General features: G+C 67.0%; 20 protein-coding genes. 6 read left to right on the top strand and 14 right to left on the bottom strand.

The genetic code is table 11. The annotated features are described in order from the left end of the window. The first annotated feature begins 121 nt into the window (after positions 1-121). Entirely contained in the window at positions 122-808 is a 687-nt protein-coding gene (locus tag M4486_RS19540) for a hypothetical protein (RefSeq protein ID WP_249481209.1), read from the top strand. Here the strand turns inward: M4486_RS19540 and M4486_RS19535 are convergent. The 7 genes from M4486_RS19535 to M4486_RS19505 form a co-directional block, all read right to left on the bottom strand. Further along, entirely contained in the window at positions 793-2,022 is a 1,230-nt protein-coding gene (locus M4486_RS19535; RefSeq protein ID WP_249481208.1) for a hypothetical protein, read from the bottom strand. The two genes, M4486_RS19540 and M4486_RS19535, sit on opposite strands and share 16 nt — an antisense overlap. A 137-nt stretch (positions 2,023-2,159) precedes the next feature. Then, positions 2,160-3,356, bottom strand: coding sequence for a helix-turn-helix transcriptional regulator (locus M4486_RS19530; protein ID WP_249481207.1), 1,197 nt, complete (start codon positions 3,354-3,356; stop codon positions 2,160-2,162). Between the two features lie 229 nt (positions 3,357-3,585). After that, on the bottom strand, positions 3,586-4,059 hold the full coding sequence (locus M4486_RS19525) for a prepilin peptidase (protein WP_249481206.1): 474 nt from the start codon (positions 4,057-4,059) through the stop codon (positions 3,586-3,588). A 123-nt stretch (positions 4,060-4,182) separates the two neighbouring features. Beyond that, positions 4,183-4,842, bottom strand: a complete 660-nt coding sequence (locus M4486_RS19520) for a hypothetical protein (RefSeq protein WP_249481205.1) — start codon at positions 4,840-4,842, stop codon at positions 4,183-4,185. 168 nt (positions 4,843-5,010) lie between these two features. After that, the gene (locus M4486_RS19515; RefSeq protein WP_249481204.1) at positions 5,011-5,346 is read right to left on the bottom strand and encodes a hypothetical protein; all 336 of its coding nucleotides are present in this window, start codon (positions 5,344-5,346) and stop codon (positions 5,011-5,013) included. Positions 5,347-5,386: 40 nt separating this feature from the next. Beyond that, complete coding sequence (locus M4486_RS19510) at positions 5,387-6,244, bottom strand: hypothetical protein (protein WP_249481203.1); 858 nt, start codon at positions 6,242-6,244, stop codon at positions 5,387-5,389. Positions 6,245-6,288: 44 nt separating this feature from the next. Further along, positions 6,289-6,672, bottom strand: a complete 384-nt coding sequence (locus M4486_RS19505) for a hypothetical protein (protein WP_249481202.1) — start codon at positions 6,670-6,672, stop codon at positions 6,289-6,291. A gap of 399 nt (positions 6,673-7,071) precedes the next feature. Here M4486_RS19505 and M4486_RS19500 point away from each other — a divergent pair, with 399 nt between their 5' ends. The 3 genes from M4486_RS19500 to M4486_RS19490 all read left to right on the top strand — a co-directional run bounded on the left by M4486_RS19500 (position 7,072) and on the right by M4486_RS19490 (position 10,622). Then, positions 7,072-7,389 (top strand): histone-like nucleoid-structuring protein Lsr2, encoded by a 318-nt coding sequence (locus tag M4486_RS19500; protein ID WP_249481201.1) that lies wholly within the window; start codon positions 7,072-7,074, stop codon positions 7,387-7,389. A 244-nt stretch (positions 7,390-7,633) separates the two neighbouring features. Beyond that, positions 7,634-8,236 (top strand): hypothetical protein, encoded by a 603-nt coding sequence (locus M4486_RS19495; RefSeq protein ID WP_249481200.1) that lies wholly within the window; start codon positions 7,634-7,636, stop codon positions 8,234-8,236. A gap of 106 nt (positions 8,237-8,342) precedes the next feature. After that, a complete protein-coding gene (locus tag M4486_RS19490; protein ID WP_249481199.1) occupies positions 8,343-10,622 on the top strand; it encodes a helix-turn-helix domain-containing protein in 2,280 nt (759 codons plus the stop codon). Between the two features lie 690 nt (positions 10,623-11,312). On the opposite strand, the gene M4486_RS19485 is transcribed toward M4486_RS19490, so the two are convergent. The 3 genes from M4486_RS19485 to M4486_RS19475 all read right to left on the bottom strand — a co-directional run bounded on the left by M4486_RS19485 (position 11,313) and on the right by M4486_RS19475 (position 14,300). Then, the gene (locus M4486_RS19485; RefSeq protein WP_249481198.1) at positions 11,313-11,810 is read right to left on the bottom strand and encodes a hypothetical protein; all 498 of its coding nucleotides are present in this window, start codon (positions 11,808-11,810) and stop codon (positions 11,313-11,315) included. 1,063 nt (positions 11,811-12,873) lie between these two features. Then, complete coding sequence (locus tag M4486_RS19480) at positions 12,874-14,016, bottom strand: ATP-binding protein (protein ID WP_249481197.1); 1,143 nt, start codon at positions 14,014-14,016, stop codon at positions 12,874-12,876. Positions 14,017-14,111: 95 nt separating this feature from the next. Further along, positions 14,112-14,300 carry a hypothetical protein gene (locus tag M4486_RS19475; protein ID WP_249481196.1) on the bottom strand — a complete coding sequence of 63 codons (189 nt, stop codon included), beginning with the start codon at positions 14,298-14,300 and terminating at the stop codon, positions 14,112-14,114. A 210-nt stretch (positions 14,301-14,510) separates the two neighbouring features. Here M4486_RS19475 and M4486_RS19470 point away from each other — a divergent pair, with 210 nt between their 5' ends. Then, positions 14,511-15,092, top strand: a complete 582-nt coding sequence (locus tag M4486_RS19470; protein ID WP_249481195.1) for a helix-turn-helix transcriptional regulator — start codon at positions 14,511-14,513, stop codon at positions 15,090-15,092. Continuing rightward, on the top strand, positions 15,089-16,330 hold the full coding sequence (locus tag M4486_RS19465) for a HipA domain-containing protein (protein ID WP_249481194.1): 1,242 nt from the start codon (positions 15,089-15,091) through the stop codon (positions 16,328-16,330). The genes M4486_RS19470 and M4486_RS19465 overlap by 4 nt, the downstream gene beginning before the upstream one ends. Before the next feature lie 72 nt (positions 16,331-16,402). On the opposite strand, the gene M4486_RS19460 is transcribed toward M4486_RS19465, so the two are convergent. From M4486_RS19460 to M4486_RS19445, 4 genes are all read right to left on the bottom strand, one after another. After that, the gene (locus M4486_RS19460) at positions 16,403-17,239 is read right to left on the bottom strand and encodes a hypothetical protein (RefSeq protein ID WP_249481193.1); all 837 of its coding nucleotides are present in this window, start codon (positions 17,237-17,239) and stop codon (positions 16,403-16,405) included. A 254-nt stretch (positions 17,240-17,493) separates the two neighbouring features. Next, the gene (locus tag M4486_RS19455) at positions 17,494-18,051 is read right to left on the bottom strand and encodes a hypothetical protein (RefSeq protein ID WP_249481192.1); all 558 of its coding nucleotides are present in this window, start codon (positions 18,049-18,051) and stop codon (positions 17,494-17,496) included. Continuing rightward, positions 18,048-18,311, bottom strand: coding sequence for a hypothetical protein (locus M4486_RS19450; RefSeq protein WP_249481191.1), 264 nt, complete (start codon positions 18,309-18,311; stop codon positions 18,048-18,050). Before M4486_RS19450 ends, M4486_RS19455 begins: the two co-directional genes overlap by 4 nt. A gap of 7 nt (positions 18,312-18,318) precedes the next feature. Next, positions 18,319-21,357: a LysM peptidoglycan-binding domain-containing protein gene (locus tag M4486_RS19445; protein ID WP_249481190.1), complete on the bottom strand. Its 3,039-nt coding sequence runs from the start codon at positions 21,355-21,357 to the stop codon at positions 18,319-18,321. Positions 21,358-21,515 lie beyond the last annotated feature (158 nt).

The following is a 21,515-nucleotide window of genomic DNA, read 5'->3' as shown; positions in this document are numbered from 1 at the left end:
TGGATCCCGAAAACCTGAGAGAGCGAAAATACGAATCTACGAGAACACGACCAATGGTGTGGTTTCGTAGTTTCGGTGTTTCGTGCTCGGCCACGACGGTGCGCGGCGGCATGATGGTGCTATGACCAGGTCAAACCCCCCGAAGGTGCCGACGCGGGTCTTCGAGGTATGGAGAGACGCCTTCGAGAGCCATCGTGATCGCCATGCGCCCACGGGGCGCCACTTCCGTGTGACCCGGGCGTATCAGCAGCAGCTGTACTACGCGCACGGTGGCCTTGATGCTGCCGTGACGGTTGGCGATCTGGAGTGGGTTTCACGCGTGGAAGCGAGGATCGCCGAGTCACAACGCATCGTGTGGGACGCGCACGCACGGGAGGTTCTCGCAGCGATCGAAGAAGGTGGCTGGGAGGGTACGGCCGAGGCGCTGCGGGAATCCGAAGAGTGGCTCCACCGCCTACGCAGGGATGGCCAGGTGGTGGATGAGGGGAGTGACGCAGCGCGCTGGATCGATGGTGTGCTGTCGACGTGCCCGCCTAACCCTCTGATCCGGGCCGAGGAAGTATGGGGCTTGTGGGAGGCCGTGGCTGGCGCCCGCGCCATCAGCATCCACCTACGAGACCAACTGATCCTAGAGCTCGACGCCGCGGGGGAAGCGCGCACACGGATAGCGCGCGCTCTGGGCTGGTCCTATGGCAGGTTCCAAAGGCACCTGCGGGCGCTCGAAGAGCGGCGGCTCGGCCTCGACCTGCGCGCTCGAGCCGGCCTCATCCCTGGCGTCATGCCTCTGGAGAGTCAGAGGTCGAGCTGAGCGAGAGCGTCCAGCTCATCGGGTGAGGCCGTCATCCTGGTCACAGGTCGCCCTCGCACGTCTTCTTCCCCGATCTCGATCATCTGGATCGTTCGCAGCCGCATGTAGTCCTCCCGCTTTCGCCCCATGTCGTGCTCGGCGTCCGCGATGGAGACCACCTCCCAGAACGTGCCTGCTGGCAAGACCAGCTCGAGCTCGGCGGTCAGGTGCGGGGCCTCGGCAAGTCCGCAGAGGCCCTCGCCGACGTACAGACCTCGGCGGGGGAGGAGCTCGAGTCGTACTCGGGTCTCCGTCTCCTCGGAGTTCAGCCCCTCGGGGAGCTTCATCAGCTTGCCATGGTTGCCCAGCCACGCGCCGTGGAGCGTCGTCGCGCGCGCGTGGTCGTAGCGGACGACCTCACCGGGGTTGAGCGCCATGTGGCGAGCGAACGACCACTGATCCTTCTCCGAGGGCACCGCCATACTCGCGCCCAGAGGATCACCGATCTGGTGGAACACGACGAGCGGGGAGGAGATTGTCGTCTCCACGAGGGGGTCCTTGAACAGCGCATCGAGGGCGGAGTGCTGGGAGTCCACCTTCGCGGAACGCAGCCTCTCACCGTGCTGGTCGCGACGGGTTGCGTTCCTGCGGTCCTGCTCGGCCAGGAGCTGCACGGCATCATCGTCCGTGCGACGGCGTTCAGTAATGGGTCGGAACGGAGGCCGCGTGGGATGCCGGTGTTCCTGGTTGAGGCGAGCCACCCGATCAACGCAAGGGGAGAACCGATGAGCGTCCTCGCAACCCTCGATCCGTGGTGCGAGCTGGTCGGGCTTCACGCGGATCGCCGGGTAGTCCGCCAGGATGCGCGCGAGGATCCATCCGTCCGGTGGCAGCCTCCACCGGGGGCTCTCGGTTTCCTCCTGCCAGGCGCTGACGACGCGGTCGAGCAGCTGGAACACCATGCGTTCGTTGATCCATGTGAGCTCGGCGTTAGCCCGCTGAGCGACTACGAGATCATGAGCAGAGGTCCGTAGCTCCTCGAGCTTGTCTCGTCGAGGCGTGGCGAGCTCCCACCAGTCGACGACATCGTCCGTGCAGGCCGCTACAGGGTCCTCATGCTGAGGCGCGGCTATCAGAGAGTGCCAGCGGCACGTCGATCGATCAGAAGGAATGAGCCTCGAGCAGCGCTCGGCAAGGCAGACGCGACTGCTGAACTCCCTGGTGAGACGCTCCATGCCTGTCTCCTCTCCAAGGCAGTTCGCCCGTGGCTGGGGTCAGATGGTTCACGGTGAGACGTTGAGCAAGCGCCCGGAGCTGGACGACCCCGAGGGCCAGCACGAAGACTACCTAGCACCGCATGACCGATTGAGGGTCAGGCCGCCGGCGCGCTCTCGAGAGGATTCAGGGAGCGCCATGAGATGCGCTCCTGGAGGCGGATCTCGCGGATCAGGAGTCCGAGGGCGCCGCGGATCTCGGCGTCGGCGCAGGCCTCGAAGGGCCTGACCCACGCGATGAGCTGCTTCGGGGCGAGGCGCGGAGCAGTCTTGGCGAGCGGGATGACCGTGCGAGGGAGGTTCAGCCGGTCGGTGCCAGCAGCGCGGGTCCGGTGCTCGAGGTACAGGTCGCCGGTCGACTCGACCCAGCTCATCCGCCACTGTCCGGGGATGCTTGGGATCTCCCAGTGGTAGCCGAGATCGAGCCCTCCGAGGGTGACCTCGTCTGCGCTCAGTCTCTCCCGCTCACTCCGCGTCAGGTCCTCCCATGCCGCCCCCTTGAGATTCCCACCGAGGTACACGAAGCTCACGCGGCGGGGATCCTCGGCGGCCCACTCGAAGGATCCGATGCGCTTATCGGCGAGCTGGGATGCCTCCTCATCGATCTGATCCCGCCATCGCGTTGAGGCGGCGGACTCCTTGGTCGCCTCGCGCTCCGCGCCTGCCCAGTGTGCCCACGCGAGGAATTCGTCCATCCAGGCGTTGGCTACCTCGAGGTCGGAGAGGCAGATGTCGCGAGCGGCCTCTGCCTCGACGGCGGCTTGGAGGGCGGTCTCGAGGCTTCGCTCGTTGGCCCGCCGGTACCGCTCGGTGCTGGAGAGGGGGGCGAGCAGCCTTGCGAGCGTCCCGGATTCTGCGGGCGGGAGCTTGGCAATCATTCCCTTCTTGGAGAGCGCGGCGGAGCGGGCGAGGTCGGCGCGCCCCTCGTGGTGGGCGATCACGGCGGGGAGGTTCTGAATCGCGTAGAGGGCTCGCTCCTGATCCGTGCCTGTGGCGGACAGCTCGAACTCCGTCTGGAGCTCGAGGGGCCGAGGGTGCCGGGCTCGCCGGGAGCGTCGACCGATCGGCATCTCGTCCTGGGAGAGGGCCTGCTCGATCTCTCCTCGGTCCCAGAGGGGCTGCCGCTCGACGTGGAGTCGGGGCTGGGGGAACTGGCCCTTCGAGACGTAGGCGCGCAGCGTCGTCTCCGTGAGGGGGAGCTTCTGGGTGTGGCACTGGGCTACCACGGCGTGGATCGACAGCGGGTAGGTGGCGTCGGTGGTGGGCATGAGCGCCTCCGAGAGTCTCGCGTGCATTTCGGTCCTCAACTTACATGCCGCCGAGGTGCAAAGCAGGCAGTAAAAGACAAGCGGGGGTGGAGTTCCGATCCAGGAGGGGCGCGTTGGTCGAGGAGCCCAGCGCTGCGGCAAGGGTCATGTGGAGGATCAGGCCGCGCATGAAGCCGATGACCGCGGTGGCATAGGCCAAGCCCCTCAGGGGGATGGTCGCGGTGGTCCTGGCGCGGGCAGCTGATTGGGTGGAGGGTCAGATCCCCACGGGTAGAGGAATCAGCATGATCAGGGCGGTGCCAAGGACCAGACCGGGGCCGAAGGGGACGAGCCCGGTCTTTCCGAAGTGCTTTCGGAGCCGGCTCCAGACCAGGGTGCCCAGACAGCCGGCCATGATTCCGCAGAACATGGCGAACACGGAGACCAAACCGCCGAACAGGGCGAGCCCGGCGATGAGGATGACGTCTCCGAATCCGAGGCCACCACGAGCGATGACGAACAGGACGAGGAACAGCGCCGTGAGCGTTGCAGAGCTGACCGCTGCTGAGACCAGATGGCCGGGCTCGAGCCATCGCGAAGAGATCGGAAGCAGCACGAGCCCGGAGACCAGCAGCCCGACGTTGAGGGGGAGAGGAAGTCGCTGATGCCGCGCGTCGGTGATGACCATGGGGGCACTCAGCGCCAGGAACGCGAGCAGCGCCGGCCAGAGCGCCGGAGTCATGAGATACATGAGCACCGTCCGGATCCAAGCCCAAGAGCGCGGGAAGCAACTCCGGCACGAGACGCGGTAGCCCTGGGCATCGTCACCCCTCCTGCTCGGCCGCGCGCTGGGACATCTTCTCGGGACACGTTCTCACGCCTCCTCCGAGGAGGCCGGCGTGGGAACGAAGTGTCGATGGTCGGCCGGACGAGAAAGGGCAGCGTCCAGTTCCTTCTGAGCAGCGATCTGAAGCCATACCCCCGCCGGGAACCGATCCAGCGCCGCAGCCTCCAGGATCTGCACGACCAGATGACGGTAGTGCTCATCGGTGATCTTCTCGGGGAGCCAGACCTCGTCCGTGAGGATCTCGAGGTCGTCGATGAGATCACGGACACGTCGTGAGCACTCAGCGAACGACACAACGGTGACCAGAGGTGCGGACCGAGGAAGCCCCGTCATCCTGCGATGCCGACGACGGAGGGCCGGGGCGAGAAGACAGTCAGAGACCAGAAGGCCAAGCAGGGAGCCGCCGAGGTACGCGATCGCGGCGGGGTGGTCCCAGCTGGTCAGATCCTCGAGAAGCCAGCTGATGGGTCCTCCTGCCATCAGCCCGAACAGCAGACCGATGAGGGAATGGCCTCGGATGACGAGGCCGGCGCCGAGGAGAGGCCGCCATGTGAGGAACCCAGGCGCAGCTGGGTCGGCGATGACCGCGCCTTCGCTCCAGAGAGCCGCCCCCCAGGGGCGCTCCGGCCTCTGGCGTGCTCGAAGATGGCGGTTTCGGGCGACGTGGAGATCGATCGTGGGGTGCATGGGAGTGCCTCCGATTCGTAGTCACTTCTATACCGCCGTTTGGTAGGGCTCGTGTGACGGCCAGACTCAAGAGGAAGCACCGACGCACTCGCGGCGCCTGGGCTTTGCACCCGTCGGGACTGCTGTAGAGGGCTGCGATGCCATACAGAGGTCTCGTCGAGGTAACGATCATCTATTCGCCATCTGGAGGACCCTCTCGGCCTCACTCGAGGGCTCCGACGACGCGTGCACGAGAACAACGCCCTGTGCCCGCTTCCTGGCGCCGTTGAGTGCTGAGGCGGCGGATGGTGAGCTTGCGGCGAGGACCTGCACCTCGGCGACGATCTTCATGCCGGCCGCGACGTCCTCGCCCGACACGTCACTTCCGATGGCCGAGAGAGCGTCTCGGAGGGCGGAGATGGTCGGCTCGACGAGTTCACTGAAGTGGACATCGACAACCAGCACGGGGGTTCGGTCTTCCTGCAGAGCGGTGGTGAAGTGCTTCTCGACTGCGTTGCGGTTCATGGTGACCTCTCATCGCGGGGGACTGCTTCATGGGTAGGGGTCAGGGGATGCTGAGCGTGAGTGCGGCGGTGCCCCAGAGAATGGCCACGGCGCCGAGCGTGAGGCGTGCCCAGTGATGCGCGCGTCGGCGCGACTTCAGGGTGGGAGAGGCGTCGACCAAGCGAAGGGCGGCGTCGCCCGCATCGTCGGCGAGCTCGCGGATGGACGCACGGGAGGAGGACCGGTGACCGATGATGATCTCTCCCGGGAGTGAGGCCGATGCATTGAGGCTCGACGCCGGAAGTCGCGATCCCCGGACCCAGGTATAGGCGATGAGTGTGACGACGATGGTGGCCAGTGTGATGACGATGAAGCCGTGCCCATCGCGCGCGAAGCTGTCGGGGATAAGAGTCCACCCTTGGCCGAGCGCGACGGTGCCGGGTATGGCCCAACGCAAGGCGCATAGGGCGAACCGGGTTTTCGGTGCGCTCACCTGGTCTCGGGCATTGCGGTAGATCCTGCGGATGGCGGGGATGATTGCGGTACCGATGCAGGCGAGGAACAGTGCGACGAGGACTGTACCGACCTCGTCCATGGTGAGGGCGGATTCTCTTGCGATGAAGATCGCGGTGAGCATGGAGGTGCACTCGACCGCGGCGACGATCATCTCCGCGGGGTGGGGTGCGGTGTCGTCGTTGCCGAGCGCCCCAGGGGTTCGGAGGCGGATGGTGGCTCGGATCCATCGGTTACCGAGGAGCCAGGCGATCTCCGCTGCCACGAGGAGGGGGATGGCTCGTGCGAGCGCTTCGGCGTCGGCGTCGGCGTGATGCTCTGCGAACCAGGGGAATGCCCACGCGATGACCACGAGAGGGGCGGCGATGTGTGTGAGCGTGCGGGCCGTCCAGAGCAGGGCGGTCACTGAGCTGATGGTCAGTGGGTGAGGCAGATGCGTGGGAGTTGTGGTCACCATCGGGCGTCCTCCCAGGTGTCGGCCTTCACGGCCTTGAAGATCGCGGCGCTGGTGACACCGAGTGAGGCCGCTACCTCGCGTCCACTCCTGGTCCGCAGGCGCTCTCGGATTGCGGCGACGCGGATTGCTGCGATCGCCTCGGACTGGGCGGCAAGCTTCTGCTGGAGCTCCCCGCACAGGGCAATGACGCCGAGTGTGCCACCATACTTTTCGGACCAGCCGTCGGTAGCGTTTGCGGCTTCGTTGAGGAACGACTCCGGGGTGGAATCTCCAGAGTGAGACGCGGAGACATGGCGGGCGTCCGGTGCGCGGTCATGGTCATGGTCACGATCACGATCACGAAGACGCTGAGCGGCGGAGGCGAGATGGCTGGGCATGATGGGCTCCGATCTGTGAGGGTCGCCCTCTATACCGTCGTCCTCGAGGCCTCTTGTGACCGATCGTGCGTCGTTGCGTGTCGAGAGGGTCTGGTTCCCACCGTCTGAAGCTCATCCCGACGAGCCACTTTCCGTACAGGTTGGGACCTTGCGGTGCGCATAGTGCACAGGTGCCCGAGAGCTGCGGGCAAGAGGTGTGGTGCGTGGTGTCCGGTGAACGCAACGCATGTCACCGGCGTGGGCTAGCGTCAGATGCCATCCCGGGCGATTCCCGAATGGGCACGCCTAGAGGCTACGAATTTACCCATTGGCTATATGGGCAGTGTGGCACCCGAGTCGAAGAGGTGTCCTTTATGTACGATGATCCAGCCAAGTGGTGATTCAAGAGAGAGGCAGATCATGGCGAAGAAGACTCAGGTTCTCCTTGTCGATGACATTGATGGGAGCGAGGCAACGACAACCGTCGGATTCGGACTGGATGGCATCGAGTACGAGATCGACCTCAGCGACGAGCATGCCGGCGAGTTTCGTGACGCGCTGAACGAGTGGACCGGAAAGGCGCGCCGGGTTGGTGGTCGTGCACGCCGCGGGACGTCCCCCTCGGCGGGTGGAGACACCAAGAAGATCCGCCAGTGGGCGCTCGAGAACGGGATCCAGGTGTCTGATCGAGGACGGGTCTCGGTCGAGGTGCGCGAGGCGTACGCCGCTGCCCACTGAGTTTCGAGTCCTGCGTGATCGCAGCGCCCCCTCAACGCCCAACGGCGTCGAGGGGGCGCTGCGCGTCAGGGCGACCGTTCGTGTCCCGTGTCGACCATCCTCTTGCGCCAGAAGTCAACGCGTACATCGTGCAGTACGAAGTACGTTCACCTGCAAGGATGGTGATCTGGGTGGCAAACATAATGCTGGAGGTTCCGGGCCGGAGTGCGTAGCGTCAAGGCGATACCCACGATGCGGAGGACCTGTGACGTACTACCTGACTGACGCCGATGCCGTACTGCTGCGCGAAGCTTTGCAGGGCATCCCGGACTGGACCGCCGGCGCGGAGGGAGACTTGCGAGCCGCGAGGCTCATCGCCCCCGACCTTCTCGCGCTCGACCCGCAATGGCGCCCCGGCGCCCGGGCGCGCGAGAGAGCGGCCGCGGCGGCTCGCGCTGCGAGCGCTGCGACCCGACCGGGCGCAGCCGCCTACGAGCTCGTCGAGTTCAGCGAGGCGGGGACTATCTCGAGGATCCTCGAAGAGGCTGCCCACTCGGAGCAGGCCTGGGCATGGGAGGCGGCCGGCACCGGAGATCCGGACGACACCCCTGGTCGCCTCGACAAGGCGACGCATCTGCGGAGACTGGCCTGGCTTATCCGCAGGTTCTACGACGAAGACCCGACCGAGGGGCAGGTCCTCGTCTACCTCGGCCGCGAGTATGACATCGCGCGCGAAGAGAGCCCCGGCGGGAGCCCGCGGCGATTAAGGCTTGCCGCGACTATGAGAGCACTGCTCGAGGAGGCCGAGCCAACATCCGGCACCCCGCTGCCGTACAAGACGATGGACGGAGCTCTCCACTACCCGTAGGCTGCTAAGAGGCGCTACAGGAGCAAAACTAACGCGGGCGTTAGTATAGGCTCTGGAGGTACGACCCTTGATCCGCGGGGGTCAAGCACGAGCGAGGAGTGAGGTCGTGGCAGATCGCATCAACATCGGGACTCGAGTCAACAGTCGGGATTCGGACGGGGAACCTGTCTGGCTGGACTTCGAACGAGGCGACGTGCTCGTCTCTGGCGGGGAGGGACTGGGGAAGTCGGCTCTGCTGCGCACTCTCCGTCGCAGTGCGACATACGCCGGACTGATCACCGTGGCTCTCGACAAGAGCTCGACTCTCCTCAGTATGAGAGCTCGGCTGGATCACCTGTCCGAGCAGTGCAGCCTGGAAGGCGCACCTCGTGGGGTGGTTTTCATCGATGACGGCGACGGAGATCAGTTCATCCTGGAGCTGGTCACCGAGCTGCTGGGAAGCGCCAAGGACCGCCCCTACACCGTGGTGGTATCCGGTGCTCCCGGCGGCTTCGATCCGGCGCTGTTCGCCTCGTGGATCGCTCTGTCGGGCGTAATGCGCGGGGACCTGGTGACTGGTGCGCAGAGCACTGCGGTTGCCTTCGGGCCGGACCAGGAACGTGCGAGCCGATTCCCGGTGATCAGCGCTCAACAGGCAGCGGAATACCTGGATGTGACGCCCGGGCGGATCCGCCAGCTGGTAGCAAGCGGCGACCTGCGCCGCGCGCCGATCCCCGTGAGGGATCTCGTGCTGCGCCGCGATGATGTTGAGCGCTACGCCAAGCGCAAGCTTTCCGCGATGACGCTTCGTGTCCACGACGTCCCTACCCCGCCGGATCCCCGTGCCCTCAGGTATGAATCTCTAGTCGTTGTCGCGGGTCGACAGCTGCACGTGCGCCTGTGGCGCGGCGGCGACGGGATCGCGTTTCTCCTCGTGGGGCATCTACGAGGCCAGATGGTTCCTCCTCGAGAGGAGCTTCTCGAGATCGCTGCGGGTCTCTTCCGCCTGATCCCGGACCTTGACCCCGCCACCACGGCGTACGTCGAGCTGCACACGGGCGATCGCGAGGACCGAGACAAGTACACCCTGCGAGAGGTCGAACTCCAGATCCCGGACGTCTCGAACCCGGGGGCCATCAAGTTCGAACGTGCGCTGCCCGTGGAGTGGGACGAGCTTCTGCGCGCTCTCGGTGCGCGCCCGGAGCTCTACCACGTCCACGGCTACACAGCGCCCGTCGTCGAGGAACACCTGCGCACGCGACGCCCCGTGCCTGTTGAGGATGATCGGTACAAGGTCAGGACCAAGATCAAGTGGCTCGAGGCCCTCGACCAACTGGGCGATCACCCCGTGGTCGAACCGTTGACGCGCCTCATCGTCGACGAGCTCTGGCTGTGGATGCGCACACCTTCTGGCGTGCGCATGGCTCTGGATGACTCCGGCGAGTTCTGGGTGGATGAATCACAGCAGGACGAGGCCGCACTCGAAGAGGCTCAGAAGGCCCTCAAGGAAGCTCTCGCAAGCCTCGCGCGTGATCTCCGAGGCCGGGATCGCTACCAGATTGCTGGGTACCCCTGGGCGCCGACCGCGACGCAGTACGTCGGTGTCGCACTCCCGCCGCGTCTCCAGGAGCTCCTGTCTGCGCACCCCGATGATTCCTTCTCGTACACGCGAGAGGAGGGGCGCCGGCTGCGAGGGATGCTGCTGCGGCTTGAGCACGAGAACCAGGGACACCGGCCGGGAGCCAACAGCGATCTTCATGACGCGGCCGCCTTCGGGCTGGATGTGATGCCACCTCGCCAGCGTCTCAGTCTCGAGGAGCGCGCACGGCAGGATCTTGAGCTGCCGCGCCCTTCGCATGTGGAGCGGTACTGGCAGCTCGAGAGGAGGGACCCGGTCTCGGCTGCCTACTTGAAGGCAATCGCCTGGCAGGACGATCGTGCCAGTGACTTCACCACAGCGGAGAAGGCCGATCTCGAGAAGGTCGGCTGGCTGTTCGAGATCAAGAAGTGGGGGCGCGCGCCCGACGGAGACCTGGTGGGAACCGGCCGTGACTCTTCCGGTCACAAGTGGGTCGGTGTCGTCCAGGACATCGCCGCTTCGCGTCCCGTCGAGCCCGATGATGCCCTCGTCTCCGCCCGGATCGCGAGCGGAGACGTCCCGTTATTCATCGAGCGCGATGACCGCATCGTGGGGATGGTGCCCTCCCACAACGTGCACATGAGCATGAACTTCGGCTACGGCGGAGGAGGCCCCGGGGAGGCCGCAGCGGCCGTCGTCGATCTCCTGGGGCGTTCCGGGTACTCGATCGATGACGAAGGCTTCCGCAAGATCATGCAGCGCTTCGAAGATCCCGTGTGGGCGGAAGGAACGAACGTCGGGCTGCCGATCCGCGACCTGCTCGCCTAGGCCTCAGCGCATCTCACGAGTGCGCCGACTGGTGCTGCGGACGGCGCGCTGAGGTGGACGGAGATCGTGGCAGCTGAGCAGCCAGTGAACCCATGTGGGGCCGCGACCGAGCGCCCGGGAGAGAGCGGACATCGGGATGCCGCCAGCCACGAGCTCTCCGGCACGAGCAGCGAGCTCTCTCCCTCGCTCACCACGCACATCGCGTGCTCCAGGCCTGCCACGCGCAGGTGGGCAGGCCTCGTAGAGGGCGCGCATCGACGCGAGCTCGTCCCCGGTGGGATCCCGTCGCCCCGAGAGCTTCGGGTAGCGCGTGCGAGGCCGTCCGCCACTGCGTTCCAAAGCAGTGCGGACGGCCTGCCGCGAGCACCCGAGTGCGCGAGCGATCTCGTCGAGAGTGCGCCCCTGCCCGCGGAGTCGACGGACCTGGAGAGGGTCTGCGGAGGGGCGCTGACCCCATCGGCGGTACTCGATGGGGTAGCGGGCGGTCACGAGGCGGCGCGCGTGCTCACCGGTGATGCCATGCCGGGCGCCGATGTCCGGCCAGCTCTCGCCGGCGCGGTAGCGCGCTGCACCGTCAGCGGCGATCTGATCGCGCCGCTCGGGCGTAAGCCGGGCTGCCATCAGGCACCCCTCTCTCGTGTCGTGCCGACGTGTCCTCAGACAGCGGAGGACGCCGCCCGTGCCGGGAGGTCAGGAGTCGCCACGGGGCCGCCCAGGACGGGTGTTCCGCGAGGCGAGCCAAGAGCTCACGGCCGCCTTGGACATCAGGGGCCCCTGTGCGGTCTCGATGACCGGTGCAGGGAACCCGGGGCGGTCCCGGAACATCCGGGCGCGCTGCCGGGAGACGCCGGCCATCTCGGCGATCTCAGCGAAACCGACGACCTCGGGGAAGAGCGGCTGCTCGAGCTCGTGATCGAGGGCGGCGGAGTCGAGCAGCTCGATCCCGCGGATGGCTGCACCGGGCAGCCGCTGCACGAGACTGTCGCGGACCGTGGTGATCGCGGCCGAGAGGGCGTCGTCGAACGTGGCGGCCTCCAGCGCGATCATGACCGTGCCGCCCTGCCCCTCCGCAGACAGAGAGCCGCTGGGCGCGTGGTCTGCCAGGTCATCCATGAGCTCGCCGAGCTGTTCGGTTGTGGTGGCGGCGGTACTCACCCAGGTAAGGCGGGCATGCCAGGTGGTGGACATGGTGGGGTCCTCCTCTTGTTGTGAGGGACGGCGGGGTGACGTGTTCGCGATCGGCATGGGTGCACCAGGGGGGTGCCGGGCGTTGTGCCCGGCACCCCTTGGCGCCTAGACGTCGAAGCCGCTCTTGCGAAGCATCGACCGGGCGTTTTTCATGGCCCGCCAGTCGGAGTTGGTCAGGTGAATCATCACGCGGTCTCGCCGATTATCTGGCGGGTAGATCATCCAGCCCGATTTCTTCTCGTCGATCCGAGCACCCTGTGCGAGCAGTGCCTTGCGGAGCTTCTTGAGATCTTTGTCGATCGGGATCGCCTCCTTGTCCCTCTATTTCGTTGTCAGTGACACCAGTCTAGGGTGTGGCATTGTCGATGACAACCCGTTTCTGAGATTTCCTGTTGTTGCTGGTCATAGGTGAAAATCTAGGGTCAGTAGGTGTGTCCGCGTCCTCGCGAAGGGCCGTGCACCCCTCTTCGGGGCGCTCAGGAAGCGCCAGCGGTTGCTACTGCTGGTCGTCACCCGACGGGAGCGGGCGTAGCAGGTGCGCTGTGAGTGATGTGCGCGCCGCGTCCAGGTCTCCTCGGCGCTGCCGTACTCGAATCTCCGCGCTCCGCCGGCTCCCCGCGCGTTGGTGCAGCCGCTCGTCCCACATCCGGCGAGATTCACCGCGTCCGCGCGGCGAAGCGGTCGCCAATCGTGCGGCCTCGGCTTCGGTGCTCGCGACGGCACGGGCAGCTGACTCCAGATCCGCCACCAGCCGGGCGGTCACGTCCTCGAGGGGAGGTCTGGTGGCACTGGGGGGAGCCTCCACCTTCACCTCTACCTCGGCCTCGGGGCGGTCCCTACGGGCGGACCTCCGCCACTGGTCACGGGCATTGCTCTGCATGACTCCACTCCTGCCACTCGTGACGGGACGGCCCGCTCCTGGACCGATCTACGCCGCCAGTGGATGTAGTGGGCGGGGGCGCGCGCCCGCGGCGAGGAAGCCGAATTGAGGGCCATGAGCAACTCGGGCTGGCGGCCCTCCAGGCTCACGCTCTCGTGTGCCGAGCCCGCTTCCTCGCCGGAATTACTCTTCGCTGCTCGACAGCCCCTCGAGCGCATCGTGTGCTGCATGCTCGCGCAGGTGCTCTGCGGTGTAGGGGATGGTGAAGCGAACGAATCCATGCCCGGCGGGCTCGATGATGCCGTCGCGGATGAGTCGTCGGCGGTACTGGCCCGCATATGTGGTGTTCACGCCCATGCGTTCGGCGATCTTCGCGGTGCGAGAAGGTCCCTCGTCCTGGGCCATGGCGAGCAGGTAGGTGCGGTCGACGCTCGACAGTGGGCGCAGGGCTGGGGCGTGGATGTGGCGGCCGAGGCGCCGGCGCGCAGCGGCGATCCCTTCGGTGACGTCCTTCGAGGTGATGGGGCCACTGGCCCTGTGCGCCTTGAGGGAGTGGTAGCCGACGAGCTGGATCATGAACGGGTACCCGTCAACGGCATCGGCCGCGAGGTCGAGAGCCTGGACGTCGATCTCGCGGTCACTGTCCGCGATCGTCCCTGCGAGAGCTGCTCTGACCTCTGCGCGGCTCACCCGGCCGACGGGATGATGCTCGGCACGGCGAAGGAAGGTGGTCCCGGGATGGTCGAGGAGCTCTTCGATGGGGGTGGAGAGTCCCGCGGCCGCGAAAGCGAGGAGGCGGTCCTCCCGGCGTCCGTACTGAATGATCTCGCCGAGCTTGCGGAGATCTTCGATGTCGGCGGCCTGGACCTCGTCGACGGTGATGACGAGGCCTCGCCCCGAAGGGCGGAGCGCGTCGGTGAGCTCGGTGATCTGTGAGCGGAGCGTGGACTCGGCGGGGTAACGCTCAGTCCAGGAGGCACCACCGCCGAGAGGGCCGATCGTGCCGCTCGCGGATGCGAGACGCGCTGGAGACTCGTCGGAGTGTGCTTGGAGCAGGCGCGGGAGGTGGTCCCGCGTGAGGCGCTCGAGGAGCCCGGAACTGGAACTCTCCGTGATGACCAGCCACCCAGCGCCCTCGGCGGCCCGCCGGTAGGAGTCAAGCAGCACGGTCTTCCCCATCCCGCGCTGCCCAGACAGGAGGACCGTCAGACCAGCAGGGTCGAGGATGCCGTCGAAGGTGTCAGCGAACTCGTCGACGAGTTCGTCGCGGCCGACCAGCACATGCGGGTAGGTACCGAACGAGGGGCGGAAAAGGTTGGCGGGCACGCACCAAGTTTAAACGAGGGGGCCCGTATGTAAAAGAGTTGAAACGGGTGGTCAGGCGTCTTGGAGGGCAGCCGCGCGGGGAGGGCGGGCACCGATCAGATCGGCCACCGGGCCCACGACAGGACCCGCGCGCCCTCCGGTACGGGGCATGCAGCCTGCGCGTCCTCCCACGTCTCGCCGTCCCCGGTGAGTGTGGCGATCTCGAAGTCGCTGAGGTCTCGCTGGTGGGCGGGGGCGTCGGAGGTGTCGTAGTCGAGGACGACGCGAGCGTAGGCGGTGGTCATGATGCACCCAGTATCGCGTGCGCGCTCGCGCGGCCGGGCCGTGAGGTCAATCATCGATGGGGCCGTGTCGGCGGGTGAAGACCTCCTCGTAGACGGCCTCCTCGATCAGGCCCTGGTCGTGCGCGCGAGGACATCGACGAGGGGACTGAGCCTCACCGCCGGATGTGAACGTACCTCGACATCCGGCGGATGTGGACGTACGATCACTTCATGTCTAGTCGCAGGGTGCTCACTCCTCGTGATCTCGGGTCGACCGTGCGGGATGCACGAGTGGCTGCGGGGTTGACCCAGGCCGAACTGGCCGAGCGGGCTGATGTCTCGCGCGAGTGGGTGGTCGGTTTAGAAAGAGGCGCGCGACCTCGGGCGGAGTTGACGAAGGTGCTCGGTGTTCTGGCGGCGCTTGATCAGACGGTCACTGTGACCGACCAGGAGCGTCGCCCCGAGAAGCCAGCCCCTTCTCCGCGCAGGGGGATGACGACGGCGGAGATTACCCGCAGGGCGATCGAGCAGAGCCGTCCGACGACGGACGCTGCGCGCGCGCTGGCGGACACGATGCAGCGGTCGTCCTTGCTCCCGAAGCTGGCGGTTCTGCCGAAGATCGATGTTTCCGCGCTCATGCCCAAGATCGACCTTTCACCGCTCGTCCCTCGGCCGAGCTCGGCGCTGTTGGCCCTCATGGAATCGGCTGGCCGTAGCAACGCGGAGGGAGGCGCCGAGCCCGACGGCGGCCTTTCGGCCGAGAAGCCTGACAGTGGTGAGGCGGGGGCGCGTCCCGAAGGTGGCCCGTCGTGAAGATCCTGCACATGATGCTGGACGGACAGACAGTAGGGGAGCTCGTCCAGGACGACCATGGGGCGACGCGTGTGCTGTCGCCGCGTATTGAGGGTGCGCCGTGGGTGTCACTCGCCTTCCCTCCGGGCCCGCACGCGGTGAAGCCCAGTACCACCCGGGCCTATCTCGCTGGGCTCCTTCCAGACACCGCGGAAGCCCGTGACGCGGTGGCTCGGCGGTTTGATGTGTCGGGAGAGAGTCAGTTCGCGCTGTTGAGCAAGATCGGAGCGGATTGCCCCGGAGCGATCCAGTTTCTCGATGACTCTCAGCTCGACGCATCCGACGAGGGCCTGTTGGTGCCGGTCGGGGAGGCTGAGATCGCGGCGCGTCTGAGAGCACTACGAGGAGGATCTCGGGACTGGGGTGTGCCGGGGGAGCACTGGTCGCTGGGCGGTGCCCAGTCGAAGATCGCGCTGCGGCTCGAAGGAGGGGTGTGGCATCAGGCGGAGGGAGCACAGCCGACATCGCACATCCTCAAGCCGGGAATCGACGACTTCCCGTCGCAGGCACTGATCGAGCACCTCAGCCTCCGCACGCTGGGGCTCCTCGGCCTACGGGTTGCGGATACCAGGTTCGTGCGTTTCGGGGAGGAGCCGGCCATCGTTGTGGAGCGGTTTGATCGCGTCCGTGACGATGCGGGGAATCTCCGCCGAGTCCCCCAAGAGGATCTGTGCCAAGCGACCTCCACACTGCCCGCGGACAAATACGACCCGAAGGTCCTGGACGTCGTCACGGTCCTGAGGGGTGGCGGCGCCTCCGAGGACACGATCGCGGAGTTCGCTAGCGCGGTGCTGGCGAACTGGGTGCTCGCTGCCCCGGACGCGCATGCGAAGAACTTCTCGATCGTCCTCGGCGCCAACGGGGTCGAGGCCCTCACGCCGCTCTATGACGTCTCGACCGGGCTCGGGTACCCCGCATCCAGTGTGCTGGGGATGCCGATCGGTGGAGAGCGGCAGATCACGAAGGTCACAGGCCGGAACGTGGTCGAGTTCGCGCGGGAGATCAGGGTGGATGAGCAGGAGGCGCTGGAAGCGTGCCGAATCTTCGCCATGTGGATGCCAACGGCCTTCGCTGCTGCCGCTGCTGAAACCGAAGCCGAGACACCGCTCTCGAGAGAGGATCTGGAGTGGGTGGCCAGCACCGCTGAGCGCCTGGAGAATCATTGTGGGCACGTACTCACAATGCTTGAGCGGGTCTGATAGCGGGCCGACGTAGGCCCTGGCCCCGCTCCCGGAGGGGGTAGACGGTGAGCGGGGCCAGGGGGCTGATGGTCAGGAGACGTCGGTGACGACGGTCTCGTACTGGCCGATGCGCAGCTGCTTGCTGGTGTCGAGGTCGATGGGGATGGTCCCGGTGTCTCCCTCGTTGGACTCCCACTCCACAGTCCAGTGGGCGGTGATGTCCACCGTGTAGAGCCCGTCGGGCTGGTCGTCGCTCATCTGCTCGTAGACGTGGCCGCAGTCCGGGGACTCCTGGATCCCGGTGCCGGGGTACTCCGTGCCCGGGCCGGAGCACTCGACCGTCTTTCCGTCCCCGGTGCGCACGGTCAGCCCTGAGAACTTCGCGGTCGCGGTGACCTCAACGTCACCGGCCTCTGCGGTGGCTTCTGCCGGCCCGGTGGTCGTGGTGCCCGGGTTGGACACCCAGAACCAGACGGGGAGGCCGACGGCGCCGAGGGTGTCGGGGTTGTTCGGGGTCGAGGCGATCTCGGGTGCTTTCAGGTGCATCTTGGTCACGGCCTGCTGAGCGAGCTCGGCGGGGTCGACCTCGGGCTGCGCATCAGCCGGGGGATCATCCGCGGCAGGCGGCTGCGCCTGTGGCGCGGTCTGCCCCTGTGGGGCCGCGTCCTGACCGGTCTCGAGCATATTGCCGAGGAAATTGGCCGCTCCGACGCCCGTCGCCTTGTCGTTACCAGTGGCCAGCGCGGCAGCGGTACCGGCCTTGTTGATGGCCTGAATGAAGGGGTTGCCGGCGCGGATGTTGTAGCCGCTGTCGCCAATCGAGTGCCACGCGTTCGGGTTGACGATCCCCTCGGGGGTTGAGCTCTTCGCCGAGCCCGGCGAGCCGCTCGAGTAGTTCCCCACGCTCGTCCGAGCGCCGGCGCCCACGGAGGTGGTTCCTCCGCTCTTGGTGCTCGTCGTCGGGGGCTTCCTACTGCTCTTACTGTCCGAAGACCCGCCGGAGGACTTCCTGCCGCCCGAGGAATGCCCGCTCGAAGAACCCCCACCGCCTCCACCGGAGCTCGCCTTAACTGTCACGGTGGACTGGCTCGAATCTCCACCCCGGTCGACGTCAATCCCGCCCTCAGCGAATGCCGGACTGCATAGGGCAAGGGCGATGGCCGCCGCTGACGTACCGACGCTCAGTCCGCGAAGTGCTTTGCGCATGAGGTCCCCTCCTCGTAGTAGCCCTTCTGCTGGATCATCCAAGGATCCGAGCTCGAGTCGCGGGTCAGCTTGTACTGGCCAACGTACTCTCCGAGTTGGTTGTTGATCTTGTAGGGCTTCCCGTCCTTGGTCGCCTTGGTCCCAGAGCTGTCCTCACAGAATTCGATCGTGGCGGCAGTGTCGGACTCATCGGTGACGGTCCAGTCGGTGACCTTGCGATCGCCGGTGATGATCGCTCCTGTGTCTGCGCGCTTGGCGTCGTCGGCCTTCTGCTGCTTGGCGAGGTCGGGGACGAGGTACTCGTCGGCGTAGCCGGAGTCCTTCCAGCCCTTCGCGGCCGCGGCGTCGGAGGCGTCCATGTAGGCCTGGACGCGTTCCTGGGGGGTGGCGTCTGCGGGGTCCGCGGTGGCGGGTGCGTCCTGCGTCGTGGTGGAGGCAGTGGGTTCATCCCCGCCGGAGTTGTCGCAGGCGGCGAGGGGGAGCGCGGCGAGGGTCGCGACCGCGATGGCGGTGAGTGCTCGCTGTCGGATCATCGGGTGTTCTCCTCGGGTCGGGGGTGGTCGCGGTGGCTCCATGGTGGATCGACCGGTTCGGTGGTCGCATAGTTTGCGTGGAACTGGGGAGCGGTGAGGTCGACGAAGGCGGGCTCGTCGAGACGCAACGGCTTACCGGTCAGCAGGAAGTTCAGATCGTAGAAGCGGCCCTTGAGCGTGCGTTCGTTCTCTCCCGGCTGGTCGTCGAGGACGGACGGAGCCGGCGTATTGGTATCCCGGGCGACGCGCGCAGTGGTCATGGTTGCCTCAGATCGCGATTCGGTGGGGGGTGGGGGTGGTGTACATGAGGTCTTCGGTCTTCTGCTCGAGGTCGTATCCCTCGTCGAGACCTTCGATCTGGGCCTCGAGCTCTCCGGTGATGCGGCGGTGGAGCTCGGGGTCGTGTGCGGCCGCGCGGAGGCGATCCTGCCAGAGCTGCTCGTAGAGCGACTCGGCGCGCAGGCCGCGCTCGGTGGCCCACAGGGCGGTGTCGGTGTCCCCGGCGTCCAGAGCGCGCTGCGCGAGCTCGTGGGCGAGGTCGAGGATGGCCTCGGTCATGCGGAACTGAAGGAGGGTCGCCCACCGGTAACGAGTGTGGCCGGCGTCCTCGAAGGGGCGGCCACGCACGAGCTTGAGGGCCTCGGCGAGTTCCTCGTTGCTGGCGTCGGTGCGGCGCTGCGCGATCTCCTGGAAGCGTGCCCAGTCGGAGGTGATGTCTTCGGTGAGGGTGTAGCCGCCGTCGGCGCCGGCGGCGCGCGGGAGGTACTTCGTGCCGTCGGTGGTCTCGCCGAGCCAGCGACGCAGCCGAGAGACGCGCTCGGGGCGTGAATTCTTCCCCGGGCGCTTGTTGGGCCACAGGTCGGCCTGGAAGTCGGTGACGGCCTTGCCAGGGCAGAGGTGGATGTAGGCGGCGGTCTCGGTGAGCTCGGCGAGGCGCTTCTCCTCAAGGGGGCCCTTCGCACCGAGGATCTCGACCGGGCCGAGGATCTGGATGTGGGGGTGGGTGGAGGACTGCTCGACCTCGCTGTCGCGCTGCTGGGTGGTGAGGATCCCACTGCCCGTGGGCTGGATGATGGGCAGGGGGCGCAGCGGCGGCTGGGTGTCCGCCTCGTCGTCACGGTCTTCGTCGGTGTCTTTGGCCCCGGCGGCCTCGGTGGTCTGAGCGTTCGTGAGGGCTCGCAGCACGCGCTCGTAGTCCTCGTCGTCGAGGTGCTGGGGTGAGAGCTCGAGGCCGATGGGCTCAAGGCGCGCGGCCTCGAGGGACTCGATGTGCATCCTCCACTCGGAGAGGTCGGTGTGCTGGTCGCTGGAGATCACTGCGACGGCGATCTGGGGACGGGCGCCGACGATCTTCTGGAGCCGGGACTTCTCGGTGATGGAGAGGTCGGCGCCGATGATGATGATCTCCGGTGCCCACACGTCGCTGGCATCGGGTGCCTGCCGGGCGTGCTGGGCAGAGTCCTGGCCGAGCTCGGTGAGCACTTCCTGGTCTCGGGCGAGCTTGGCCTCGAGATCGTCGAGGAGCTCGGCGACGGTCTCGCGGTAGCTGATGCGGCCGGAGCCGAGCGCGCCCTCGAGCTCGGGGCAGACGCCGACGGTGGTGATGGCGAGGTCGTCGGCCCACTGGGAGGTGGCCAGGGAGACCGTCAGGGCGCGCATGACGGGCATGGATGTCTTCGCGCCGGCGTGGATGCCGAGTGCAGCGAGGTACTCGAGATCCACGAGGATCTGGTTGTCCTCGTGGTCGTTGCCGATGGTGACCAGCGCCGGGTAGGGCGCGACGATGTCGGCGATCGTCTCGTTGTCCGCGAGATTGGCGGTGCGCGGCAGCAGCCACACGGCGGGGTCGTCGGTGGCCTCGAAGGGCTCGGGGAGGCGGTGTGCGGCGGCCGCGTAGAGCTCGAGGTGCTTGTCGGTCAGGCGTGCCAGGCGCACGTCGGGAAGGGTCTCGTTGGCGTGTAGCTGGAGGGCAGCCAGAGTGCGCAGGGCGCGGTCGACGAAGGCCAGTACGTTGGGCTCCTCGATACGTGCCAGGCGGACCTCGTCGAGGTCGACCGTGGCGGCTTCGGGGATCCGGCGGCCGGCGCGGCGCTTGCGACTGGTGCGCAGGCGGTGCGCGGCGACCGCACTGAGGATGCTGGCAGCCAGAATCGCCCCGACGCCGGCCCAGGGCACGGAAATGGAGTTCTCCTCGTCCGTGGCTGTGGTCGTGTCCTGTGCGGGGGCTGCGGAGTCAGCGGGCACCGGCGGCGTCTCCTGGGCCGGGGCGTCCTTAGCGGCGGCAGCCTGCTCGGCATCGTCGGCCGCGACGGGTGCGGTGTCTGCTGAGGTCTCGCGCTCCTCGTCCTTGCGGTCGGCCTGCTGACGCGTCTGCGACGCGGACTTCTCGGCCTTCTCCTCGTGGTGGGCCGTGGCGGCGTGCTCCTGGGCGGGAACGCGAAGCTTCCAGCCGACACTGATCTGGTTGGGGTCGCTGAGGCGATAGCCGCCGGGCTGCTCGATGCTGGTTGAGGCCTCGTAGATCTCCTTCCAGCGGCCGGAGTCGCCGAGGTGGTCCTGGGCGAGGGAGGACAGGGAGTCACCGGCGCGCACGGTGATGGTCTCGGCGGTGTCCGCGTGCTGCTGGCTGGCGGGCACACCGGGGATGGTGAGTTTCCATCCGGGTTCGAGCATGTCGGCCTTGCCGGCCTCGAGGGTGTGCCCATCTGCCTGGGGGCGTCCGGCGTTGGCGTCGACGATCTCCTTCCACCGCTGCCCGCTGCCGAGGTGCTGCTGGGCGAGATCCCACACGGTGTCTCCAGGTCGGACGGTGATCTCGAGGTCGTTGGAGCCGTGGGAGTCGTGGCTGGTGCTCTGATGGTCCGTGGAGGGCTGCTCGGTGGGCATCGCGGGGGCCTCCGTCTCCACGCTCTGCACCACGGGCGCAGGCTCCGCGGGGGTGGTGTCCGCCAGGGCCGCGGGTGCGCCAATGCCGCCGGCGATGGCGGTGATGAGCAGGGCGGCGGCGCCCTGCTGTGCTCGCATGAACCCCGGCAGCTGCGGGGCGCTGAGGTGGCGGGCACGAGCGATGATCTCGACGATGACCGAGAGGACGAACGTGAGCCAGGCGATCCACCCTGCCCACACCAGCAGGAAGATGAAGAAGCCGATGGTGTCGGAGCTGGTCAGCAGGGTTGTGACATCGCTACCGGTGGGCAGCGAGTCCGGGATGGGGTTGCCGTAGAAGACCAGGAGTCCGGCGGGGATGCCGACGATCAGGGCGATCAATACGAGCAGGGCGGCCAGTGCTTTGACGGGCTTGATCATGGGATCAGCTCCATATCGCCAGAGTCGATCATGGGCATTGGTGTGTTCAGATCTGCGCCTGAGCAGACGAGCAGGACGAGGCCGACCACGATGAGGGCCATGGAGATGACCAGGCCGTGGACGGACGGGCCGCCGAGGGAGCGGAGGAGGTTTCTCAT

It is taken from the genome of Brachybacterium kimchii, assembly GCF_023373525.1.
GTDB classification, from domain to species: domain Bacteria; phylum Actinomycetota; class Actinomycetes; order Actinomycetales; family Dermabacteraceae; genus Brachybacterium; species Brachybacterium kimchii.
The sequence above is the reverse complement of the archived record's forward strand: the minus strand, read 5'-3'. Positions and strand labels throughout refer to the sequence as shown.